This window comes from Agromyces sp. CF514 (assembly GCF_900113185.1).
Lineage (GTDB): Bacteria > Actinomycetota > Actinomycetes > Actinomycetales > Microbacteriaceae > Agromyces.
Genome location: NZ_FOZD01000002.1, coordinates 582080 through 603056 on the forward strand (window position 1 = coordinate 582080; position 20977 = coordinate 603056).

At 70.5% G+C, this 20977-nt stretch carries 26 protein-coding genes; 25 read left to right on the top strand and 1 reads right to left on the bottom strand.

Annotation, left to right across the window (positions count from 1 at the left end):
* Position 1: 1 nt before the first annotated feature.
* The 18 genes from rplR (at position 2) to glmM (ending at position 13499) form a co-directional block, all read left to right on the top strand.
* Positions 2 to 361 (top strand): 50S ribosomal protein L18, encoded by a 360-nt coding sequence (gene rplR, locus BM342_RS15480; RefSeq protein WP_092967740.1) that lies wholly within the window; start codon positions 2 to 4, stop codon positions 359 to 361.
* 26 nt (positions 362 to 387) lie between these two features.
* A complete protein-coding gene (rpsE, locus tag BM342_RS15485; protein WP_255368844.1) occupies positions 388 to 1059 on the top strand; it encodes a 30S ribosomal protein S5 in 672 nt (223 codons plus the stop codon).
* Positions 1059 to 1244, top strand: coding sequence for a 50S ribosomal protein L30 (gene rpmD / locus BM342_RS15490; RefSeq protein WP_055860148.1), 186 nt, complete (start codon positions 1059 to 1061; stop codon positions 1242 to 1244). Before rpsE ends, rpmD begins: the two co-directional genes overlap by 1 nt.
* A complete protein-coding gene (rplO, locus tag BM342_RS20085; RefSeq protein ID WP_092967744.1) occupies positions 1244 to 1915 on the top strand; it encodes a 50S ribosomal protein L15 in 672 nt (223 codons plus the stop codon). The genes rpmD and rplO overlap by 1 nt, the downstream gene beginning before the upstream one ends.
* A 116-nt stretch (positions 1916 to 2031) precedes the next feature.
* Positions 2032 to 3351 carry a preprotein translocase subunit SecY gene (secY, locus tag BM342_RS15500; RefSeq protein WP_092967746.1) on the top strand — a complete coding sequence of 440 codons (1320 nt, stop codon included), beginning with the start codon at positions 2032 to 2034 and terminating at the stop codon, positions 3349 to 3351.
* Entirely contained in the window at positions 3348 to 3980 is a 633-nt protein-coding gene (locus BM342_RS15505; protein WP_092967748.1) for an adenylate kinase, read from the top strand. The genes secY and BM342_RS15505 overlap by 4 nt, the downstream gene beginning before the upstream one ends.
* A 6-nt stretch (positions 3981 to 3986) precedes the next feature.
* Entirely contained in the window at positions 3987 to 4814 is an 828-nt protein-coding gene (gene map / locus BM342_RS15510) for a type I methionyl aminopeptidase (protein WP_092967750.1), read from the top strand.
* Between the two features lie 183 nt (positions 4815 to 4997).
* The gene (ptsP, locus tag BM342_RS15515) at positions 4998 to 6692 is read left to right on the top strand and encodes a phosphoenolpyruvate--protein phosphotransferase (protein WP_092967752.1); all 1695 of its coding nucleotides are present in this window, start codon (positions 4998 to 5000) and stop codon (positions 6690 to 6692) included.
* Between the two features lie 125 nt (positions 6693 to 6817).
* A complete protein-coding gene (infA, locus tag BM342_RS15520) occupies positions 6818 to 7039 on the top strand; it encodes a translation initiation factor IF-1 (RefSeq protein ID WP_011186713.1) in 222 nt (73 codons plus the stop codon).
* A 67-nt stretch (positions 7040 to 7106) separates the two neighbouring features.
* Entirely contained in the window at positions 7107 to 7220 is a 114-nt protein-coding gene (rpmJ, locus tag BM342_RS15525) for a 50S ribosomal protein L36 (protein WP_047561540.1), read from the top strand.
* Positions 7221 to 7390: 170 nt separating this feature from the next.
* The gene (rpsM, locus tag BM342_RS15530) at positions 7391 to 7771 is read left to right on the top strand and encodes a 30S ribosomal protein S13 (RefSeq protein ID WP_055860129.1); all 381 of its coding nucleotides are present in this window, start codon (positions 7391 to 7393) and stop codon (positions 7769 to 7771) included.
* Positions 7772 to 7803: 32 nt separating this feature from the next.
* A complete protein-coding gene (rpsK, locus tag BM342_RS15535; protein WP_055860122.1) occupies positions 7804 to 8202 on the top strand; it encodes a 30S ribosomal protein S11 in 399 nt (132 codons plus the stop codon).
* A 174-nt stretch (positions 8203 to 8376) separates the two neighbouring features.
* The gene (locus BM342_RS15540; protein ID WP_055860115.1) at positions 8377 to 9363 is read left to right on the top strand and encodes a DNA-directed RNA polymerase subunit alpha; all 987 of its coding nucleotides are present in this window, start codon (positions 8377 to 8379) and stop codon (positions 9361 to 9363) included.
* 48 nt (positions 9364 to 9411) lie between these two features.
* Positions 9412 to 9945: a 50S ribosomal protein L17 gene (gene rplQ, locus BM342_RS15545; protein ID WP_092967754.1), complete on the top strand. Its 534-nt coding sequence runs from the start codon at positions 9412 to 9414 to the stop codon at positions 9943 to 9945.
* A gap of 123 nt (positions 9946 to 10068) precedes the next feature.
* Complete coding sequence (locus BM342_RS15550; RefSeq protein WP_092967756.1) at positions 10069 to 11007, top strand: tRNA pseudouridine synthase A; 939 nt, start codon at positions 10069 to 10071, stop codon at positions 11005 to 11007.
* Between the two features lie 135 nt (positions 11008 to 11142).
* Positions 11143 to 11589: a 50S ribosomal protein L13 gene (rplM, locus tag BM342_RS15555; protein ID WP_092967758.1), complete on the top strand. Its 447-nt coding sequence runs from the start codon at positions 11143 to 11145 to the stop codon at positions 11587 to 11589.
* A gap of 41 nt (positions 11590 to 11630) precedes the next feature.
* Positions 11631 to 12116 (top strand): 30S ribosomal protein S9, encoded by a 486-nt coding sequence (rpsI, locus tag BM342_RS15560; RefSeq protein WP_092967760.1) that lies wholly within the window; start codon positions 11631 to 11633, stop codon positions 12114 to 12116.
* A 15-nt stretch (positions 12117 to 12131) separates the two neighbouring features.
* On the top strand, positions 12132 to 13499 hold the full coding sequence (glmM, locus tag BM342_RS15565) for a phosphoglucosamine mutase (protein WP_092967762.1): 1368 nt from the start codon (positions 12132 to 12134) through the stop codon (positions 13497 to 13499).
* A 110-nt stretch (positions 13500 to 13609) separates the two neighbouring features.
* Here glmM and coaA read toward each other — a convergent pair whose 3' ends face one another.
* Complete coding sequence (coaA, locus tag BM342_RS15570; RefSeq protein ID WP_218154964.1) at positions 13610 to 14515, bottom strand: type I pantothenate kinase; 906 nt, start codon at positions 14513 to 14515, stop codon at positions 13610 to 13612.
* A gap of 186 nt (positions 14516 to 14701) precedes the next feature.
* On the opposite strand from coaA, the gene glmS reads away from it, so the two are divergent.
* From glmS to tsaD, 7 genes are read left to right on the top strand one after another with little or no spacing between them, the layout of a single operon-like run.
* Positions 14702 to 16552, top strand: coding sequence for a glutamine--fructose-6-phosphate transaminase (isomerizing) (glmS, locus tag BM342_RS15575; RefSeq protein WP_092967764.1), 1851 nt, complete (start codon positions 14702 to 14704; stop codon positions 16550 to 16552).
* A gap of 16 nt (positions 16553 to 16568) precedes the next feature.
* A complete protein-coding gene (locus tag BM342_RS15580; protein WP_092967766.1) occupies positions 16569 to 16934 on the top strand; it encodes a holo-ACP synthase in 366 nt (121 codons plus the stop codon).
* Positions 16931 to 18079, top strand: a complete 1149-nt coding sequence (gene alr, locus BM342_RS15585) for an alanine racemase (RefSeq protein ID WP_092967768.1) — start codon at positions 16931 to 16933, stop codon at positions 18077 to 18079. The genes BM342_RS15580 and alr overlap by 4 nt, the downstream gene beginning before the upstream one ends.
* Positions 18076 to 18597, top strand: coding sequence for a tRNA (adenosine(37)-N6)-threonylcarbamoyltransferase complex ATPase subunit type 1 TsaE (gene tsaE, locus BM342_RS15590; RefSeq protein WP_092967769.1), 522 nt, complete (start codon positions 18076 to 18078; stop codon positions 18595 to 18597). Before alr ends, tsaE begins: the two co-directional genes overlap by 4 nt.
* Before the next feature lie 9 nt (positions 18598 to 18606).
* A complete protein-coding gene (gene tsaB / locus BM342_RS15595) occupies positions 18607 to 19227 on the top strand; it encodes a tRNA (adenosine(37)-N6)-threonylcarbamoyltransferase complex dimerization subunit type 1 TsaB (RefSeq protein ID WP_092967771.1) in 621 nt (206 codons plus the stop codon).
* Positions 19224 to 19805, top strand: coding sequence for a ribosomal protein S18-alanine N-acetyltransferase (gene rimI, locus BM342_RS15600; protein WP_092967773.1), 582 nt, complete (start codon positions 19224 to 19226; stop codon positions 19803 to 19805). Before tsaB ends, rimI begins: the two co-directional genes overlap by 4 nt.
* Positions 19802 to 20857, top strand: a complete 1056-nt coding sequence (gene tsaD, locus BM342_RS15605; protein ID WP_092967775.1) for a tRNA (adenosine(37)-N6)-threonylcarbamoyltransferase complex transferase subunit TsaD — start codon at positions 19802 to 19804, stop codon at positions 20855 to 20857. The genes rimI and tsaD overlap by 4 nt, the downstream gene beginning before the upstream one ends.
* The last annotated feature ends 120 nt before the right edge of the window (positions 20858 to 20977 follow it).

A 20977-nucleotide genomic window follows, 5' to 3' on the forward strand; every position in this document is an offset into this window, starting at 1 on the left:
CATGGCTGTGAAGACCAAGACGGCAGCGCGTTCGCGCCGCCACACCCGCCTTCGCAAGAAGGTCGTCGGCACCGAGCTGCGCCCGCGCCTCGTCGTCACGCGTTCGGCCCGTCACGTGTTCGTGCAGGTCGTCGACGACAGCAAGGGCCTGACGGTCGCCAGCGCCTCGACCATGGAGGCAGACCTCCGCGTGTTCGACGGTGACAAGACCGCCAAGGCCAAGAAGGTCGGCGAGCTCGTCGCAGAGCGCGCGAAGCAGGCCGGCGTCGAGTCGGTCGTCTTCGACCGCGGCGGCAACAAGTACGCCGGTCGTGTCGCAGCGATCGCCGATGGAGCGCGAGAGGCAGGGCTCAACCTGTGAGTGAGAACACCGTTAAGGAGACCGAGGTGACTGCAGAGGCACCCGTCGAGACGGCTGCTGCCTCTGAGCCGGCTCGCAACGAGCGCGACAACCGCCGTGGCGGCGGTCGCGACCGCAACCAGGGTGGCCGCGACCGCGGTGGCCGCGACGCCGAGAAGAGCCAGTTCCTCGAGCGCGTCGTGACCATCAACCGCGTGTCGAAGGTCGTCAAGGGCGGTCGTCGCTTCAGCTTCACGGCGCTCGTCGTCGTGGGCGACGGCAACGGCCTCGTGGGCGTCGGCTACGGCAAGGCCCGCGAAGTCCCGACCGCGATCTCGAAGGGCGTCGAGGAGGCGAAGAAGAACTTCTTCCGCGTCCCGCGCGTCGGCGCGACCGTTCCCCACCCCGTCCAGGGTGAGGCTGCGGCCGGTGTCGTGCTGCTTCGTCCGGCCTCGCCCGGTACCGGTGTCATCGCCGGTGGTCCGGTGCGTGCCGTGCTCGAGTGCGCCGGCATCCACGACGTCCTGAGCAAGTCGCTCGGTTCGTCGAACACGATCAACATCGTGCACGCCACGGTCGAGGCGCTCAAGCAGCTCGAAGAGCCGCGCGCCGTCGCCGCCCGTCGTGGTCTCGACTACGACGAGGTCGCACCGGCCCGTCTGCTGCGTGCCGAGGCTCAGGCGGCCGAGGCCGCCGCAGCAGCGAAGGCAGGTGCCTGATGGCCAAGCAGCTCAAGGTGACCCAGATCAAGTCCAAGGTGAGCGAGAAGCAGTACCAGCGTGACACGCTGCGCAGCCTCGGGCTCAAGCGAATCGGCCAGTCGGTCGTGCGTGAAGACAACCCGCAGAACCGCGGGTACGTCAACACGGTCGCGCACCTCGTGAAGGTTGAGGAGATTGACTAATGGCTGACGAGAACATCGACGCCACCGCAGAGGCCCCCAAGAAGGCTCCCGCGAAGAAGGCTGCGGCCAAGCCCGCCGCCGAGAAGGCTGCAGCTCCCAAGGCTGCCGCCGCGAAGAAGGCGCCGGCCAAGGCCGCCGCTTCGAAGGCCGACGACGCGGCTGCCGAGAAGGCTCCCGCGAAGAAGGCCCCCGCGAAGAAGGCCGCTCCCAAGGCCGACGTCGCCGAGGCGCGCGAGAACGTGCTGAAGGTGCACCACCTTCGCCCGGCTCCCGGTGCCAAGAAGGACAAGACCCGCGTCGGACGCGGTGAGGGTTCGAAGGGCAAGACGGCCGGTCGCGGCACCAAGGGCTCGAAGGCCCGCAACAACATCCGCCCCGGTTTCGAGGGTGGACAGCTTCCGTACCACATGCGTGCGCCGAAGCTGCGCGGCTTCAAGAACCCGTTCCGCGTGGAGTACCAGGTCGTGAACCTGGAGAAGCTGGCCGAGCTCTACCCGAAGGGCGGCGATGTCACCATCGCCGATCTCGTCGAGAAGGGCGCAGTCCGCAAGAACGAGCGCGTCAAGGTGCTCGGCAACGGCGACATCCAGGTCAAGCTGACCGTGGCTGTCGACAAGGTCTCCGGCTCGGCTGAGCAGAAGATCGTCGCCGCCGGCGGCTCGGTCAAGTAAGACCAAAGCACCACAAGCGGTTCGAGCCTGTCGGGACCTCGCGTATGATTCACGGGGGTCTCGACAGGCTCGAGCCATATTTGGACTGACTCCACGACGGAGCAACAGGAGGACGAGTGTTCAACGCCATCGGGCGGATCTTCCGCACGCCGGATCTTCGCCGCAAGCTCGGGTTCACGCTGGGCATCGTCGCCCTGTTCCGACTCGGCTCGTTCATCCCGGCGCCGTTCGTGGATTTCGGCAACGTGCAGGCATGCCTCGCGGCCAGCCAGAGCACCACGGGCCTCTACGAACTCGTGAACCTGTTCTCGGGCGGAGCGCTGCTCCAGCTGTCGATCTTCGCGCTGGGCATCATGCCGTACATCACGGCCTCGATCATCGTGCAGCTGCTGCGCGTGGTCATCCCCCACTTCGAGACCCTCTACAAGGAGGGCCAGGCGGGCCAGGGCAAGCTCACGCAGTACACGCGCTACCTGACCATCGCCCTCGGCGTGCTCCAGTCGACCACGCTCATCACCGTCGCCCGCTCGGGCGCGCTGTTCCCGTCGGGTGACCCGTCGTGCTCGCAGCTGATCACGAACGACGCCTGGTACGCGATCCTGCTCATGGTCATCACCATGACCGCCGGCACCGGCCTCATCATGTGGATGGGCGAGCTCATCACCGAGCGCGGCATCGGCAACGGCATGTCGCTGCTCATCTTCACGTCGATCGCCTCGACGTTCCCCGGCTCGCTGTGGTCGATCGCCCAGGCCCGCGGCCTCGACACGTTCTTCGTGGTACTCGCGGTCGGACTCCTCGTGGTCGTCGCGGTCGTGTTCGTCGAGCAGTCGCAGCGGCGCGTGCCGGTGCAGTACGCCAAGCGCATGGTGGGCCGTCGCACGTACGGCGGCAACAACACGTACATCCCGATCAAGGTCAACATGGCCGGTGTCGTGCCCGTGATCTTCGCGTCGTCGCTGCTCTACCTGCCGGCCCTGATCGCGCAGTTCAACCAGCCCGCGCAGGGCGAGGAACCGCAGGCGTGGGTCGTCTGGATCACCAACTACCTGACCAAGGGCGACCACCCGCTGTACATGCTCCTGTACTTCGTCCTCATCGTCGGATTCACGTACTTCTACGTCGCGATCACGTTCAACCCCGACGAGGTGGCCGAGAACATGAAGAAGTACGGCGGCTTCATCCCGGGCATCCGTGCCGGGCGCCCGACGGCCGAGTACCTCGACTACGTGCTCACGCGCATCACGCTCCCGGGCTCGCTGTACCTCGGTCTGATCGCCCTGCTGCCGTTGATCGCCCTCTCGGCGTTCGGCGCGAACCAGAACTTCCCGTTCGGCGGCGCATCCATCCTCATCATCGTGGGCGTCGGCCTCGAGACCGTGAAGCAGATCGACGCGCAGCTGCAGCAGCGCCACTACGAAGGGCTCCTCCGATGACGGCCGAATCGACCGCCTCCGCCCGACTGCTCATCGTCGGTCCGCAGGGTTCCGGCAAGGGCACGCAGGGCGAGCTCGTCGCCGAGGCCTTCGGTGTTCCCCAGGTCGCCACGGGCGACATCTTCCGGGCGAACGTCTCCGGCGGTACCGAGCTCGGCAAGCGGGTGCAGGCGATCATCGAAGCCGGCGACCTGGTTCCCGACGCGCTCACGAGCGAGCTCGTGCGCGATCGCCTCGAGCAGCCCGACGCCGCATCCGGGTTCCTCCTCGACGGCTACCCCCGCAACCGCGGGCAGGTCGACGACCTCGCGGGCTTCCTCGCAGGCCGCGGCGAGGCCCTCGACGCCGTGATCGAGCTCGAGGTCCCGCGCGACGAGAGCATCGCCCGCCTGCACGACCGCGCGGTCAAGCAGGGGCGCACCGATGACACCGAAGAGGTCATCGCGAACCGCCTGGCGATCTACGAGCGCGAGACCGCTCCCATCCTCGACGTCTACCGCGCTCAGGGCCTCGTGCTCACGATCGACGGCGTCGGCACGCTCGACGAGGTGACCCGCCGCATCTTCGACGCGCTCGCGGGACGCGGGCTCGTCGCCCAGGGCGACGGCGGCAACGGCGCGGCAGCCTGACCCGGCGTGTTCCGGCGTTCGATCTACAAGTCCGCGCAGGAACTCCGGGCGATGCGTCCGGCCGGAGCGGCGACCGCCGCGGCCCTGGCCGAGGCGCGCCGCCTCATCGTGCCCGGCGCGAGCGGACTCGAGCTCGACTCCGCAGCTGAGCGCGTGATCGCGGACCTCGGCGGGCGCCCGAACTTCAAGCTCGAGCCGGGCTACCGTCACACGCTCTGCGTGTCGGTCGACGACGACGTCGTGCACGGCATCCCGACCGACCGGCCGTTCCGGCCGGGTGCGATCGTGTCGGTCGACGGCGGTGCAGAGCTCGACGGCTGGAACGGCGATGCGGCGTTCACCGTCGTGATCCCCGACCCGGCGAGACCCGACGTCGTCGCGGCACGCGCCAGGCTCAGCCAGGTCACCGAGGGATCGCTCTGGTGCGGCATCGCCGCGTTGGCCGGAGCACGTCGGCTCAACGAGGTCGGCGACGCGATCGAGGAGTACGTCGAGGACGCGGGGGAGTACGGCATCCTCACGGACTACGTCGGTCACGGCATCGGCCGGTCGATGCACGAGGAGCCCCCGGTCTTCAACTACCGGGTCGACCGGCGCGGTCCGGCCGTGCGCCCCGGGCTGGTCGTGGCGATCGAGCCGATGGTCGTCGCCGGATCGATCGAGACCTTCGTGCGCGATGACGGCTGGACCGTCACGACCGCCGACGGCGCCAACTCCGCGCACTGGGAGCATTCCGTCGCCGTCCACGACGAAGGCGTCTGGGTCCTGACCGCCGAAGACGGCGGCGCCGCCGGTCTGGCGCCGTTCGGCGTCGTGCCCGTACCGATCCCGTGACCCCGCGCCGCGGCATCCGCTGAGATGCTTCGAGGCCCTCGCCAGCCCGTCGCCAGCACCGCGACCGCCACGGAAACCGCCCCCGACGGCATCGCCTGTCGCGGCCGCGCTGGGTAGGGTGAAAGGCGGGGAGTCACCGGAGCTGGTGCAGCGCCGGTCGACCGTGACGGGGAGGAGCGGGGCATGCAGCTCAGGGGAACCGGGGTCGGGGGCGGCATCGCGGTCGGCACGGTGGTGCGCATGTCGGATCCGCTGCCGGAGCCGCCCGACCGGCCGAGCGGGCTCACCCCCGAGGCGGAGCTCGAGCGGGCTCGGACATCGCTCGCCGCGACCGCGGCCGATCTCGCCGAGCGCGGCCGCGAAGCCGGCGGCGCGGCGAAGGACGTGCTCGAGGCGCACGCGCTCATGGCTGCCGATCCCTCGCTCGCGACCGAGGTCGAGACCCGTGTGCGCAGCGGGTCGACGGCCGAGCGCGCCGTCTTCGACGCGTTCGTCGGGTATCGCGACATGCTCGCCGGCATGGGCGGTTACCTCGCCGAGCGCGCTGCCGATCTCGACGACGTGTCGCAGCGCGTGCGCGCCCACCTGGCAGGCGTGCAGGCGCCGGGGGTGCCGGCCCCGGGGCATCCGTTCGTGCTCGTCGCACGCGATCTCTCGCCGGCCGACACCGCGACCCTCGACCTCGAGCAGGTGCAGGCGCTCGTGACCGCCGAGGGCGGGCCGACCTCGCACACGGCGATCCTCGCGAGGGAGAAGTCGATCGTCGCCGTCGTCGGCGTGGCCCAGGCGCTCAGCCTCTCCGACGGCGACCTCGTCGTGGTCGACGCCGGCTCCGACACCGTCATCGCCTCTCCCGACCCCGAGGAGCTCGCCGAGGCCGAGCGGCGCATCGGGGCCCGTGCCGCACGCGCCGAAGCGCCCATCGAGCCGGGGCGCCTGTCCGACGGCACGCCGGTGCCGTTGCTCGCGAACCTCGGGTCTGCAGACGGCGCAGCCGAGGCGGTGCGACTCGGCGCCGAGGGCGTCGGCCTGTTCCGCACCGAGTTCCTCTTCCTCGACGCCGACCGGGCGCCGACCGTCGACGAGCAGCGATCCGAGTACGTGCGCCTGCTCTCCGCGTTCCCGGGGCGCAAGGTCGTCGTGCGGGTGCTCGACGCGGGCGCCGACAAGCCGCTGGCGTTCGTGAACGACGACGTCGAGCCGAACCCGGCGCTCGGGCTCAGGGGCATCCGCGCGCTCCGGGTCGCCGAGGCGGTGCTGCGCGACCAACTGACCGCGCTCGCCCAGGCGGACGCCGAGACCGAGGCCGAGCTCCAGGTCATGGCGCCCATGATCGCGACCGTCGAGGAGACCGGGTTCTTCGTCGGGCTCGCGCGCGAACTCGGCGTCGGCGTGGCCGGCGTCATGGTCGAGACGCCCTCGGCCGCGCTGATCGCCGATCGCGTGCTCGCCATCGCCGACTTCGCCTCGATCGGCACGAACGACCTGACGCAGTACACGATGGCCGCCGACCGGCTGCTCGGTTCGGTGGCGTCACTGCAGGACCCGTGGCATCCCGCGGTGCTGAGGCTGATCGGCGAGGTCGGCGATGCGGGCGCGAAGGCCGGCCGACCCGTCGGCATCTGCGGCGAGGCCGCCGCGGATCCGCTGCTGGCGCTCGTGCTCGTCGGGCTCGGCGCGACGTCGCTCTCGATGTCGCCGTCGGCCATCGCCGACGTGCGTGCGTCGTTGCTCGAATTCGATCGAGCGGATGTCGCGAGCCTCGCTCGCACGGCACTCGCGGCCGACGGTGCGGCCGAGGCGAGGGCGGCTGTGCGGGCCGCCGCGGACGCACTTCGGGCGGGGGCCGAGCTCGGTTCGCTTAATCACGCGGAATGACGTAATGTTGACCCTTGGTGCTCTGCACGTGCGCCTTGGCATGCCCGACGTCCCGTCGAGCGGACCGGGCCATTCCGAGCATCATCGCACGACCAGCATCCAAAACTCCAAGCGATAGTGAGGCTATGGCCAAGAAAGACGGCGTCATCGAGATCGAGGGCTCGGTCATCGAGGCTCTCCCGAACGCGATGTTCCGGGTTGAGCTCACGAACGGGCACAAGGTTCTCGCACACATCTCAGGCAAGATGCGTCAGCACTACATCCGAATCCTCCCCGAGGACCGCGTGATCGTGGAGTTGAGCCCCTACGACCTGACGCGCGGACGCATCGTCTACCGCTACAAGTAAGCCTGCTGGAAAGTAACGGCCCGAGGCACCCCACGGGCACGAAGACAGCGAAATCAAGGAACCACTCATGAAGGTCAACCCCTCCGTCAAGCCCATCTGCGACAAGTGCAAGGTCATCCGCCGCCACGGCAACGTCATGGTGATCTGCGAGAACCCGCGCCACAAGCAGCGCCAGGGCTAGTCAGAAGACTTCGAGCCGACCCTCGGGACCGGCTCGCTCCCCATAACTGAACACTGCATTCGGCAACACCAGAACCGAGGCATCTCCGGATGCCGCGGGGACACCTCGGGGCGGAGGCCCGGGCACCGGTGTTGCTCCACACCTCCACTCGAACACAGGAGAAGCCGAACATGGCACGTCTTGCAGGAGTCGACATCCCGCGCGAGAAGCGCGTGGAGATCGCACTCACCTACATCTACGGCGTCGGCCGCACGCGCGCGCTCGAGACGCTCGCGGAGACCGGTATCGACGGGAACATCCGCGTCAAGGACCTCAGCGACGACCAGCTCGTCGCGCTGCGCGACTACATCGAGGGCAACTACAAGGTTGAGGGCGACCTCCGCCGCGAGGTCGCCGCCGACATCCGCCGCAAGGTCGAGATCGGCTCGTACGAGGGCATCCGCCACCGTCGCGGCCTCCCGGTCCGCGGTCAGCGCACCAAGACCAACGCTCGTACCCGCAAGGGCCCGAAGCGCACCGTCGCCGGCAAGAAGAAGCCCGGCCGCAAGTAACCGCTCGTCGCCAGATCTAGGAGATTTCACACATGGCAGCATCCAAGGCGGCTACTCGCAAGCCGCGCAAGAAGGAAAAGAAGAACATCGCCGTGGGCCAGGCCCACATCAAGTCGACGTTCAACAACACGATCGTCTCGATCACCGACACCAACGGTGCCGTGATCAGCTGGGCCTCCTCCGGTGGCGTCGGCTTCAAGGGCTCGCGCAAGTCGACCCCGTTCGCCGCGCAGCTGGCCGCCGAGTCGGCCGCCCGCCAGGCGCAGGAGCACGGCATGAAGAAGGTCGACGTCTTCGTCAAGGGCCCCGGCTCGGGCCGTGAGACCGCGATCCGCTCGCTCCAGGCCGCGGGCCTCGAGGTCGGCAGCATCAACGACGTGACGCCGCAGGCTCACAACGGCTGCCGCCCGCCGAAGCGCCGCCGCGTCTAAGCACTCCTCGTCGGTCGAGCAGGGCGCATCGCGCCCGTGTCGGACCCCGCGGCATCCGCGAGTCCCGATACGGCGTGGGCGCCCTGCCCGGCCGGCGGACCAGTTCTCTCACAACTCAAGATCCTCGAACTCGCAGGTGTCATATAGCGGACACCCTGCCGAAAGGAATCCACAGTGCTGATCGCACAGCGTCCGACGCTCACCGAAGAGAACATCTCGGAGTTCCGTTCGCGTTTCGTGATCGAGCCCCTCGAGCCGGGCTTCGGTTACACCCTGGGCAACTCGCTCCGGCGTACGCTCCTCTCGTCCATCCCCGGCGCGGCCGTCACCAGCATCCGCATCGACGGCGTGCTGCACGAGTTCTCGACCGTTCCCGGTGTGCGTGAAGACGTCACCGAGATCATCCTGAACATCAAGAACCTGGTCGTCTCGAGCGAGCACGACGAGCCCATCACGGCCTACCTGCGCAAGCAGGGTGCCGGCGAGGTCACCGCGGCGGACATCTCCGCTCCGGCCGGCGTCGAGGTGCACAACCCCGAGCTCGTCATCGCCACGCTCAACGAGTCGGCGAAGTTCGAGCTCGAGCTGACCATCGAGCGCGGCCGCGGCTACGTCTCGGCCAGCCAGAACCGCAACGAGTACTCCGAGGCCGGCCAGATCCCGGTCGACTCGATCTACTCGCCGGTGCTCAAGGTCACCTACCGCGTCGAGGCCACCCGTGCCGGCGAGCGCACCGACTTCGACCGCCTCGTGGTCGATGTCGAGTCCAAGCCCGCCATCAGCCCGCGTGACGCCATCGCGTCGGCCGGCCGTACGCTCACCGAGCTGTTCGGCCTCGCCCGCGAGCTCAACGTGGCGGCGGAAGGCATCGAGATCGGCCCCGCGCCGGTCGACGCCGTGCTCTCGAGCGAGCTCTCGATCCCGATCGAGGACCTCGACCTCTCGGTGCGCAGCTACAACTGCCTCAAGCGCGAGGGCATCAACACCGTGTCCGAGCTCGTCGCCCTCTCGGAGTCGCAGCTCATGAACATCCGCAACTTCGGTCAGAAGTCGGTGGATGAGGTCAAGGACAAGCTCACCGAGATGGGTCTTTCGCTGAAGGACTCCGTTCCCGGTTTCGACGGCGCCCACTTCTACACGGGCTTCGAAGAAGAGAACTAGTCCTCCGCGCCCGCCGCACTGAACCCCCACTACTGGAGATAACGAACCATGCCGAAGCCCACCAAGGGCCCCCGTCTCGGAGGCGGACCCTCGCACGAGCGGCTCATGCTTGCGAACCTCGCAGCTGCGCTGTACACGCACAAGTCGATCACCACGACCGAGACCAAGGCGAAGCGCCTTCGTCCGCTCGCCGAGCGTCTCATCACGTTCGCCAAGCGCGGCGACCTGCACGCCCGTCGTCGCGTGCTCGCCGTGATCGGCGACAAGGCCGTCGTCCACGAGCTGTTCACGGTCATCGCTCCCCAGGTCGCCGACCGTGAGGGCGGGTACACCCGCATCACGAAGATCGGCAACCGCAAGGGCGACAACGCGCCCATGGCGGTCATCGAGCTCGTCCTCGAGCCCGTGACCCCGAAGGTGCGCGCCGCGAAGCCGGCCGCCGCTGCGCCGGTCGCCGAAGAGGCCCCCGTGGCCGAGGAGACCGTCGAGGTCGCCGAGGTCGAGGAGACCGCTGAGGTCGAGGCCGCCGAGGTCGAGGTCGCTGACGAGGCTCCCGCCGAGGAGTCCGCCGACGCCAAGTAGTCGACGCTGCTGTTCGGAAGGCCCCGGTGCACCCGCACCGGGGCCTTTCGCTGTCCCCAGTGCGGGGCGCAAGCGGCCGTCGGCGGCATGGACGGGCTCGTGGCTCGTTCTAGGCTGGTCGGCATGACCCGTGACGACGAGCAGGCGCCCGCGGTCGCGGAGGGCGCGACTGCGGACTCCGTCGTGCGCATCCGTCTCGGCATCGCCTACGACGGCACCGACTTCAGCGGCTGGAGCCGACAGCCGTCGCTGCGCACGGTGCAGGGCGTCATCGAGGAGGCCCTCTCGACGCTGTTCCGGCGAACGGGAGTCGCCCCGCGGCTCACCGTGGCCGGGCGCACCGACGCCGGCGTGCACGCTCGCGGCCAGGTCGCCCATCTCGACGTGCCCGAGGCCGCGCTCAGTTCGGTGACGAAGGGCCGTCGCGGCCATGCGGGCGAATCGTCGACGCCTGCCGGGGTGCTCGCGCGCCGTCTCACGGGCATCATCGGCGCCGATGCCGACGTCGTGATCACGTGGGCGGACGTCGCTCCCGCCGGGTTCGACGCTCGCTTCTCGGCCGTCTGGCGGCGCTACGAGTACACCGTGGCCGATTCGGAGGCCTCGCGCGATCCGCTCGTCAGGCGGTCGACCGTCGCCCATCCGCGGGTGCTCGACGTCGAGGCGATGGATGCCGCGGCCGGTTCGCTGCTCGGCCTCCACGACTTCGCGACGTACTGCAGGCCGCGCGAGGAGGCCACGACGATCCGCACGCTCCAGCACTACGGCTGGCGCAGGCGGGCCGACGGCGTGCTCGTGGCCTCGCTGCAGGCCGACGCGTTCTGCCACTCGATGGTGCGCGGGCTCGTCGGAGCATGCGTGGCGGTCGGCGAGGGGCGGCTCGAGGCATCCGATCCGCTGGCGCTGCTGCGCGCCGCCGAGCGGACGAGCGCATTCAAGGTGATGCCTGCGAAGGGACTCGTGCTGACCGAGGTCGGCTACCCGGCCGACGATGAGCTCGAGGCTCGCGCGATGCAGACGCGGGCACGGCGCGAATTGCATGTCGAAGGGGTCATCGGCTAGGCTGACTCTTTGGTGCCGCCATCTGCGCCGGCACCCGAAGTTGAGCCCTCCACCGGGCGGCTCGTCCGCATCGCGGTCGAACACCCACGGAGTGGGATTCACGAACCCCTCACTCGATCAGAAAGCAGCACGACAGTGACGCGCACCTACACCCCCAAGGCGAACGAGATCCAGCGCGACTGGGTCATCATCGACGCCACCGACATCGTTCTCGGCCGCCTTGCGAGCCACACCGCAGCCCTGCTGCGCGGCAAGCACAAGCCGACCTTCGCGAACCACATGGACACCGGTGACTTCGTCATCATCGTCAACGCCGAGAAGGTGGCCCTCACCGGCCAGAAGCTCCTCCAGAAGAAGGCGTACCGCCACTCGGGCTACCCGGGCGGACTCAAGGCGGTCGGCTACGCCGAGCTCCTCGAGAAGAACCCCGTCCGCGCCGTCGAGAAGGCGATCCGCGGCATGCTCCCGAAGAACTCGCTCGGCCGCGCCCAGCTCAAGAAGCTGAAGGTCTACGCAGGCTCGGAGCACCCGCACGCGGCTCAGCAGCCCAAGCCGTACACCCTCACCCAGGTCGCCCAGTAATTCCGGCACCCTCGACGTTCTCGAAAAGGATTCACACCACCATGGCGAAGATCGCAGACCAGCTCGACGCGGCTCCGGAGAGCTACACCACCGAGAGCGCCCCCGCGGCAGCTCCCACGACCCCCCGTGCCGTCCTCAACGTGTCCGGCGCAGCCGTCGGCCGTCGCAAGCAGGCCATCGCCCGCGTGCGCGTCGTTCCCGGCAACGGCGACATCAAGGTCAACGGCCGCGCGTTCGCGGACTACTTCCCGAACAAGCTGCACCAGCAGCTCATCACCGACCCGTTCACCGTGCTCGAGCTCACCGGCTCGTACGACGTGATCGGCAAGATCACCGGCGGCGGCCCCTCGGGCCAGGCCGGCGCGCTGCGCCTCGCCATCGCGCGTGCGCTCAACGAGATCGACCGCGAGAACAACCGCCCGACCCTGAAGAAGGCCGGCTTCCTCACCCGTGACGCCCGCGTCATCGAGCGCAAGAAGGCCGGTCTCAAGAAGGCCCGCAAGGCTCCCCAGTTCTCGAAGCGCTAAGCTTCGGAACCCTGGATGCCTCGGCTCTTCGGAACCGACGGGGTCCGGGGCCTGGCCAACCGTGAACTCACGGCTGACCTGGCCCTGGGCCTCGCCCAGGCGGCTGCCGCCGTGCTCACGCAGGGACGGCACGCCGATGAACTCCGCGCAGCGGGTCGTCGACCCGTCGCGGTGGTCGCGCGCGATCCGCGCGTCTCCGGTGAGTTCCTCACCGCCGCCGTCTCGGCCGGCCTCGCGAGCTCCGGTGTCGACGTCCTCGACGCCGGTGTGATCCCGACGCCCGCCACGGCGTTCCTCATCGACTCGATCGACGCCGACTTCGGCGTCATGATCTCGGCGTCGCACAACCCGGCGCCCGACAACGGCATCAAGTTCTTCTCGTTCGGCGGCACGAAGCTCCCCGACGAGGTCGAGGACCGCATCGAGTCCTATCTCGGTCGTCAGAAGCTCGCGCCCATCGGCGGCGGTGTCGGCCGGATCCGTCGGTTCGCCGACGCCGAGGACCGATACGTCGTGCACCTGCTCGGCACGCTCCCGAATCGTCTCGACGGCATCCACGTCGTGCTCGACTGCGCCCACGGCGCGGCGGCCGGCGTCTCGCCCGAGACCTTCCGCGACGCGGGCGCCAAGGTCACCGTGATCGGCGCCGACCCCGACGGCCTGAACATCAACGACGGCGTCGGCTCGACGCACCTCGACCACCTCGCCGCCGCCGTGCTCGAGCACGGCGCAGACCTGGGCATCGCGCACGACGGCGACGCCGACCGCTGCCTCGCCGTCGACGCCGACGGCAACGTCATCGACGGCGACATGATCATGGCGATCCTCGCCGTGGCCATGCACGAGCGCGGTGCGCTCACCGACGACACGCTCGTCGTCACGGTCATGTCGAACCTCGGCCTGCGCCGGGCGATGGCCGAGCGCGGCATCCGCGTCGTCGAGACCAAGGTGGGCGACCGGTACGTGCTCGAGGCGCTCGCGGCCGAGGGCCTCGCGCTCGGCGGCGAGCAGTCGGGCCACGTCATCATGAGCGAGTTCGCGACGACCGGCGACGGCGTGCTCACCGGGTTGCACCTCGTCGCGGAGATGGCGCGCACGGGAAAGACCCTCGCGGAGCTCGCGTCGGTGATGACCGTCTACCCCCAGGTGCTCGTGAACGTTCGCGGCGTCGACCACCACGCGCTCGCCGGCGACGACGAGATCGCCGCCGCCGTGGCCGCCGCCGAGGCCGAGCTCGGCGAGTCCGGCCGCGTGCTGCTCCGCCCGTCGGGCACCGAGCCGATGGTGCGCGTCATGGTCGAGGCCCTCAGCCAAGACGACGCCGAGCGCCACGCGGCATCCCTCGCGGCGATCGTCGAATCGCGCCTCGCGCTCTCGAGCTGACGCCTGCGGCGATCGGCTCACGCTCGCGCGCACACTGAGACGGCCGCACGCGGCATCCGATTCGGATCATCCCGACCGCCGGATGCCGCGTGCGGCCGTGCGGCTTCGCCTCAGAGCTTGCGCAGCAGCACGGTCGACACGGTGTGGTCGGCGCTCTTGCGGAGCACGAGCGAGGCTCGCGACCGGGTGGGCCGCACGTTCTGGAGCAGGTTGGGCTCGTTGATGCTGCGCCAGATCTCGCTCGCGCGGGCGCGGGCCTCGTCTTCGGTGAGACTCGCGTAGCGGTGGAAGTACGAGCGCGGGTTCGTGAAGGCGCCGCGCTGGAGCTTGAGGAACCGCTCCTCGTACCAGCGCGCGATGTCGCTCGTGCGCGCGTCGACGTAGATCGAGAAGTCGAAGAGGTCGCTCACGGCGAGGCGGTGGCCGGGCCCGGGGGGCTGGAGCACGTTGAGGCCCTCGACGATGAGCACATCGGGTCGGCGCACCGTGATCTGCGCGTCGGGCACGATGTCGTAGGCCAGGTGCGAGTAGAAGGGGGCCCGCACCTCGGGGGCGCCGGCCTTCACCTCGCTGACGAAGCGCAGCAGCGCGCGACGGTCGTACGACTCGGGGAAGCCCTTGCGCGCCATGAGCCCGCGACGCTCGAGCTCGGCGTTCGGGAACAGGAACCCGTCGGTCGTGATGAGCTCGACGCGGGGCGTGTGCTCCCAACGGGCCAGGAGCTCGCGCAGCACGCGCGCGATGGTCGACTTGCCCACCGCGACCGAACCGGCGACGCCGATGACGAAGGGCGTGGTCTCGACGCGTTCGCGCAGGAACTCGCCGGTCGCGTTGCGCAGGGCCTTCGTGCCGCCGACGTAGAGGTTCAGCAACCGGCTGAGGGGCAGGTAGACCTCGGAGATCTCGCGCAGGTCGAGCGGTTCGCCGAGCCCGCGGAGCTGCACGATCTCGGTCTCGCTGAGCGGGGCGGGCACGGACGGCGCGAGCGCGGACCAGTCGGCGCGGGGGAGTTCCATGAACGGCGAGATCTGCGCGATGGGAGTCGACGAGGTCTGCGGATCCGGCACCCGCACAGTCTACTGTCGGCGTGCGCTCGCCCCGTGGCGGGGTGCTCGGGGCGCGTCCTCGGGCGCCCGCCCGCGGCATCCGCTCGCCGTGCTCGTGGAGCGACCGCTGAGCAGGCCCGACGTAGAATCGAGCCCATGTGTGGAATTGTCGGCTACGTCGGGCAGCGCAACAGCGTCGACGTGCTCATGGGAGGCCTGAAGCGCCTCGAGTATCGCGGTTACGACTCGGCGGGAGTGGCCGTCGTCGATGACGACGGTGCGATCGAGACGGCCAAGCGGGCCGGCAAGCTGCAGGTGCTCGCCGACGAGCTCGCCGCCCACCCGCTGCACGAGGGCCGCACCGGCATCGGGCACACGCGGTGGGCGACCCACGGGGGGCCGACGGACCGCAACGCGCATCCGCACCTCGGCGACGAGGGGCGCCTCGCGCTCATCCACAACGGCATCATCGAGAACTTCGCCGAGCTCAAGCAGGAGCTCCTCGACGAGGGCTTCGCGTTCGAGTCCGAGACCGACACCGAGGTCGCCGCCGTGCTGCTCGGCCGCGAGATGCACCGCACGGGTGACCTGCGCGAGGCGTTCCGGCACGTCGTGAACCGCCTCGAGGGCGCGTTCACCCTGCTCGCCGTGCATCGCGACGCCCCCGGTCTCGTCGTCGGCGCGCGCCGCAACTCGCCGCTCGTGATCGGCCTCGGCGAGGGCGAGAACTTCTTCGGGTCGGATGTCGCGGCCTTCGTCGAGTACACGAAGCGCGCCGTGGCGATCGGGCAGGACCAGATCGTCGCGATCACGGCCGACGACGTGGTCGTCACCGACTTCGACGGCGCACCCGTCGAGGTGGAGCCGTTCGACGTCGCGTGGGACGCCTCGGCCGCCGAGAAGGGCGGCTGGTCCTCGTTCATGCGCAAGGAGGTCGCCGAGCAGCCCGATGCGGTCGCGAACACCGTCCGCGGGCGCATCGTCGACGGCGAGGTGCACATTCCGGAGCTCGAGTCGTTCGGCGACGACGAGCTCCGCGGCATCCGTCGCATCACGATCATCGCGTGCGGCACCGCGTCGTACGCGGGCCAGGTCGCGAAGTACGCGATCGAGCAGTGGGCGCGCGTTCCGGTCGAGGTCGAGCTCAGCCACGAGTTCCGCTACCGCGAGCCGGTCATCGACGACGACACGCTCGTGCTCTCGATCAGCCAGTCGGGCGAGACGATGGACACGCTCATGGCCGTGAAGTACGCCCGTGAGCAGGGCGCCCGCACGATCTCGATCTGCAACACGCAGGGCGCGACGATCCCGCGGGAGTCCGACGCGGTCGTGTACACGCATGCCGGCCCCGAGGTCGCGGTCGCGTCGACCAAGGCGTTCGTCGCCCAGATCACGGCGCTCTACCTCTTCGGCCTGCACCTGGCGCGCGTGCGCGGCACGATCCCGTCCGACGTGCTCGCGGCGGCACTGGGCGAGCTGCAGGCGGTCCCGGCCAAGCTCGAGACCGCGCTCGGCCAGTCGGCGCGGGTCGCCGAGCTCGCGCACTGGATGGCCGACACGCGATCGGTGCTCTTCCTCGGTCGCCATGTGGGCTATCCGATCGCGATGGAGGGTGCGCTGAAGCTCAAGGAGCTCGCGTACATCCACGCCGAGGGCTTCGCCGCGGGCGAGTTGAAGCACGGCCCCATCGCGCTGATCGAACCGGGCCAGCCGGTGTTCGTGATCGTGCCGAGCCCGCGGGGTTCGGCGAACCTGCACTCGAAGGTCGTCTCGAACATCCAGGAGATCCGGGCGCGCGGTGCCCGGGTCATCGCGATCGCCGAAGAGGGTGACGCAGCGGTGCTCCCGTACGCCGACGAGGTCATCCGGATCCCGCTCGCGGCGCCCCTGTTCGAACCGCTGCTCGCGGTCGTGCCACTGCAGGTGTTCGCGATGGAGCTCTCGCAGGCGAAGGGCCTCGACGTCGACCAGCCGCGCAACCTCGCCAAGTCGGTGACGGTGGAGTGACGTCGGGGGTGTTCGCGTGATCGTCGGCATCGGCATCGACGTGGTCGACATCGTCCGCTTCGAGCGGTCGATCGCGCGGACCCCCGCGCTCGTCGATCGCCTGTTCGCCGAGAGCGAACGCGGCAGGCCGGCGCGGTCCCTGGCCGCCCGGTTCGCGGCCAAGGAGTCGCTCATCAAGGCGCTCGGCGGCCACGCCGTCGTGCGCTGGCACGAGATGAAGGTCGTCCAGGACGCCGAGGGCAACCCCGACTTCGAGCTCAGCGGGGGCCTCGCCGATCACGTCGCCGCGCTCGGCATCGACCGCGTGCACCTGTCGATGAGCCACGACGCGGGCATCGCGAGCGCCTTCGTGATCCTCGAGTCGAGCGGAGCCGCCGCATGAACGAGCACGCCGCGAACGCATCCTTCCGCGAGGCCGTCGTCGACCTCGACGCCGTGCGCGCGAACGTCGCGACGCTCGCCGCGCAGGTCGCCCCTGCCGAGATCATGGCCGTCGTGAAGGCGAACGCGTACGGCCACGGCGCCGTGCCGGTCGCGCACGCGGCCCTCGACGGCGGCGCGACCTGGCTCGGCGTCGCCGACCTCGACGAGGCCTTCGAACTGCGCGCCGCGGGCATCACCGCGCCCGTGCTCGCGTGGCTGCACGGACCCGACGCATCGTTCGCCGAGGCGATCGCGGGCGACGTCGACCTCGGCGTGTCGTCGATCGACCAGCTCCGACGCATCTCGGATGCCGCGGGCGGCCACGGCCCGTCGGGCGGGCGCGCCTCGGTGCACCTGAAGATCGACACGGGGCTCAGCCGGAACGGCGTGCCCCCCGAGGAGTGGGTCGAGGCGGTGGCGTTCGCCGCGATCCTCGAGGCGCAGGGCCGCATCCGCGTGCGTGGCGTCTTCAGCCACCTCGCCAACACCGACGACGCCGCCGACCGCGCGCAGCTCGCCGCCTTCGACGACGCGCTCGCCGCGGCATCCGCTGCCGGGCTCGACCCCGAGCTGCGACACCTGGCCTCGACGGCCGCAGCCCTGCGCATGCCCGCCTCGCGATTCGACCTCGTGCGAGCGGGCATCGGCACCTACGGCATCCCGCCCTACGGCGACGGCACCACCTCGGCCGACCTCGGCCTGCGCCCCGTGATGACCCTGCGCGCGTGCGTCGCCGCGGTGCGCCGCGTCGAGGCGGGCGTCGGCGTCTCGTACAGCCACACGTGGCGCGCCGAATGCCCCACGACCCTCGCCCTCGTGCCGCTCGGCTATGCGGACGGCATCCCGCGTCAGGCGTCGGGCCGCGCCGAGGTGCTCCTCGCGGGTCGACGGCGGCCGATCGTCGGACGCATCGCGATGGACCAGTTCGTGGTCGACGCCGGCGACGCCGAGGTCGCGGTGGGCGACGAGGTCGTGCTGTTCGGCGACCCGCAGACGGGTGCGCCCTCGGCCGACGACTGGGCCGACGCCGCCGACACGATCGGCTACGAGATCGTCACGCGCATCGGCCATCGCGTGCCCCGCACCTACACGGGGCGCGCATGAGGCGCATCGAGGTCGCGGATGCCGCGGCCATGGAGGAGTTCGGCCGCGAGCTCGGCGCCGGGCTGACGGCCGGCGACCTGCTCGTGCTCTCCGGGCCGCTCGGCGCGGGCAAGACGACCCTGACCCGCGGGCTCGGCGCCGGCCTCGGCGTGCGCGGACCCGTGCAGTCGCCGACCTTCGTGCTCGCCCGCACCCATCCGAGCCTCGTGGGCGGGGCGCCGCTCGTGCACGTCGATGCCTACCGACTCGGCAGCGCCGAGCTCGTCGAGGACCTCGACCTCGACTTCGCGCGCTCGGTCGTGGTCGTCGAGTGGGGCTCCGGCCTCGTCGACGACGTGAGTGAGTCGTGGCTCGAGGTCGACATCGAGCGGCCGCAGGGTGCGGCCGTGACGGAGGCCGGCACCGGCGCAGGCAGCGACTCCGACGCCGAGCTCCTGGGCGCCGACGAGCCCCGCGTCGTCACGGTGCGCGGCTTCGGACCGCGCTGGGCGGGCACCGCCTACGCCGACGCTCGGTAGGCTTGGACCATGCTGCTCGCGATCGACACCTCGACGGGCACGAGCGTCGCCGTCGTCGACCACGACGCCGGGGTGATCGCCGAGGTCGGCACGGCCGACACCATGCGGCACGCCGAGGTCGTTGGCGAACTCATCCGCGAGGCGCTCGAGTTCGCGCACGTCCGGCCGGGCCGGCTCTCGGGCGTCGCCGCCGGCATGGGGCCGGGGCCGTTCACCGGTCTGCGCGTCGGCATCGCCGCGGCGCACGCGTTCGCGGTCGGCATCCGCAAGCCCTTCGTGCCCGTGGTGAGCCACGACGCAGTGGCGTTCACGTGGTACCGCGACGGTGGTTCGGGCCCGATGCAGGTCGTGACCGACGCTCGCCGCCGCGAGTTCGCGGTGTCCGCGTACGACGGCCTCGATGCCGACGGGCTGCCGATCCGCGTGCACGGGCCTGCCCTGCACCCTCGTGACGACGTGCCCGAGCGCACGGGCACGCGCCTCGACGCCGCCATCGTCTCTGCAGGCGGCATCGGCATGGTCGCCGAGCTGGCCTTCGCCGCCGGGCGCCTGCCGCTCACGGGCGACGCGCCGCTCTACCTCAGGGCGCCCGACGTGACGCCCTCCGCCGGGAAGCGCGTGCTGCGATGAGCGTGTTCATGCGGCGCGCGCGCCTTTCCGACGTCGATGCGATCATGCTGCTCGAGCGCGCGACGTTCATCACCGACGCCTGGTCCGAGGACCTGATGCGGGCCGAGATCTCGGGCGAGCACGGCTACTACCTCGTCGCCGTCGACGAGGAGGCCGAGCCCGAACGGCGCCTCATGGGGTATGCGGGCCTGTATGCCCCGGCGGGCACGGGCGACGCCGACGTGCAGACCATCGCGGTCGCACCGTTCACACGCGGCGTCGGGCTCGGGCGCGGCCTCATGCACGCGCTCATCACGCACGCCCGCCGCGTGCACGTCTCGCGGGTCTTCCTCGAGGTGCGCGCCGACAACCCGATCGCCAAGGCGCTCTACGAGTCGCTCGGCTTCGTCGAGATCGGGGTGCGCAAGGGCTACTACCAGCCCGACGGCGTCGATGCGATCAGCATGCGGCTCGACGTGCCCGAGGCGGTGGCGCAGCCCGCCGCGGGCGGAAGCGGCGCCCGGCACGGCCGCCCCGCGGCATCCGGGCCCGCATCGAAGCCGGCGAACCCCGCGTCGCCCGCCGGAGGAGCGAGATGAACCGCGAAGCCCCCCTCGTGCTCGGCATCGAGACCTCGTGCGACGAGACCGGCATCGGCATCGTCCGCGGCACCGAGCTGCTCGCGAACGTCATCGCCTCGTCGATGGACGAGCACGCGCGCTACGGCGGCGTCGTGCCCGAGGTCGCGGCCCGCGCCCACCTCGAGGCGCTCGGGCCGAGCATCGAGGCCGCGCTCGAGGCATCCGGAGTCTCCCTCGACGAGCTCGACGCCGTGGCCGTCACCAGCGGACCCGGCCTCGCCGGAGCGCTCATGGTCGGCGTCGGCGCGGCCAAGGCGCTCGCGCTCGCGCTCGAGAAGCCGATCTACGCCGTCAACCACCTCGTCGGACACGTCGGCGCCGACCTGCTCGATGCCGAGGCGCCCCTCGAGACGCCCACGGTCGCGTTGCTGGTGTCCGGCGGGCACACCTCGCTGCTGCTCGTGCGCGACCTCGTCTCGGACGTGGAGCTGCTGGGCGAGACGATCGACGATGCCGCGGGCGAGGCCTTCGACAAGGTCGCGCGCGTGCTCGGGCTGCCCTACCCGGGCGGGCCCGAGATCGACCGCGCCGCGATCGGCGGCGACCCGAACGCGATCCGCTTCCCGCGAGGCCTCACACAGCCGAAGGACCAGGCGGCGCATCGCTACGACTTCAGCTTCTCGGGCCTGAAGACCGCGGTGGCGCGCTGGGTCGAGCAGCGCGAGGCGGCCGGCGAGCCCGTGCCCGTCGCCGATGTCGCCGCGAGCTTCCGCGAGGCCGTCGCCGACGTGCTCGTGACCAAGGCGATCGCCGCATGCACCGAGCTCGGGGTGCCGCGCCTGCTGCTCGGCGGCGGCGTGGTCGCCAACGCCCGTCTCCGCGAGCTCGCGCAGGAGCGGGCGGATGCCGCGGGCGTAGCGCTGCGCGTCCCGCCGCTCTCGCTCTGCACCGACAACGGGGCGATGATCGCCGCGCTCGGGTCGCAGCTCATCATGGCCGGGCACGACCCGTCGGGACTCGCGTTCGGCGCCGACTCGACGCTGCCGGCGACCGAGATCCAGGTCGCCTGAGCCGCGCCCGACCGCGCCATGCGGTCGGCGGCATGGGGTGTGCTCGATCCTGCGACAGCGCTAAAGTGGCGAACGGGGGCGGATGTCGCTCCTGCACGCATTCGAGCCGACACGGTTGTC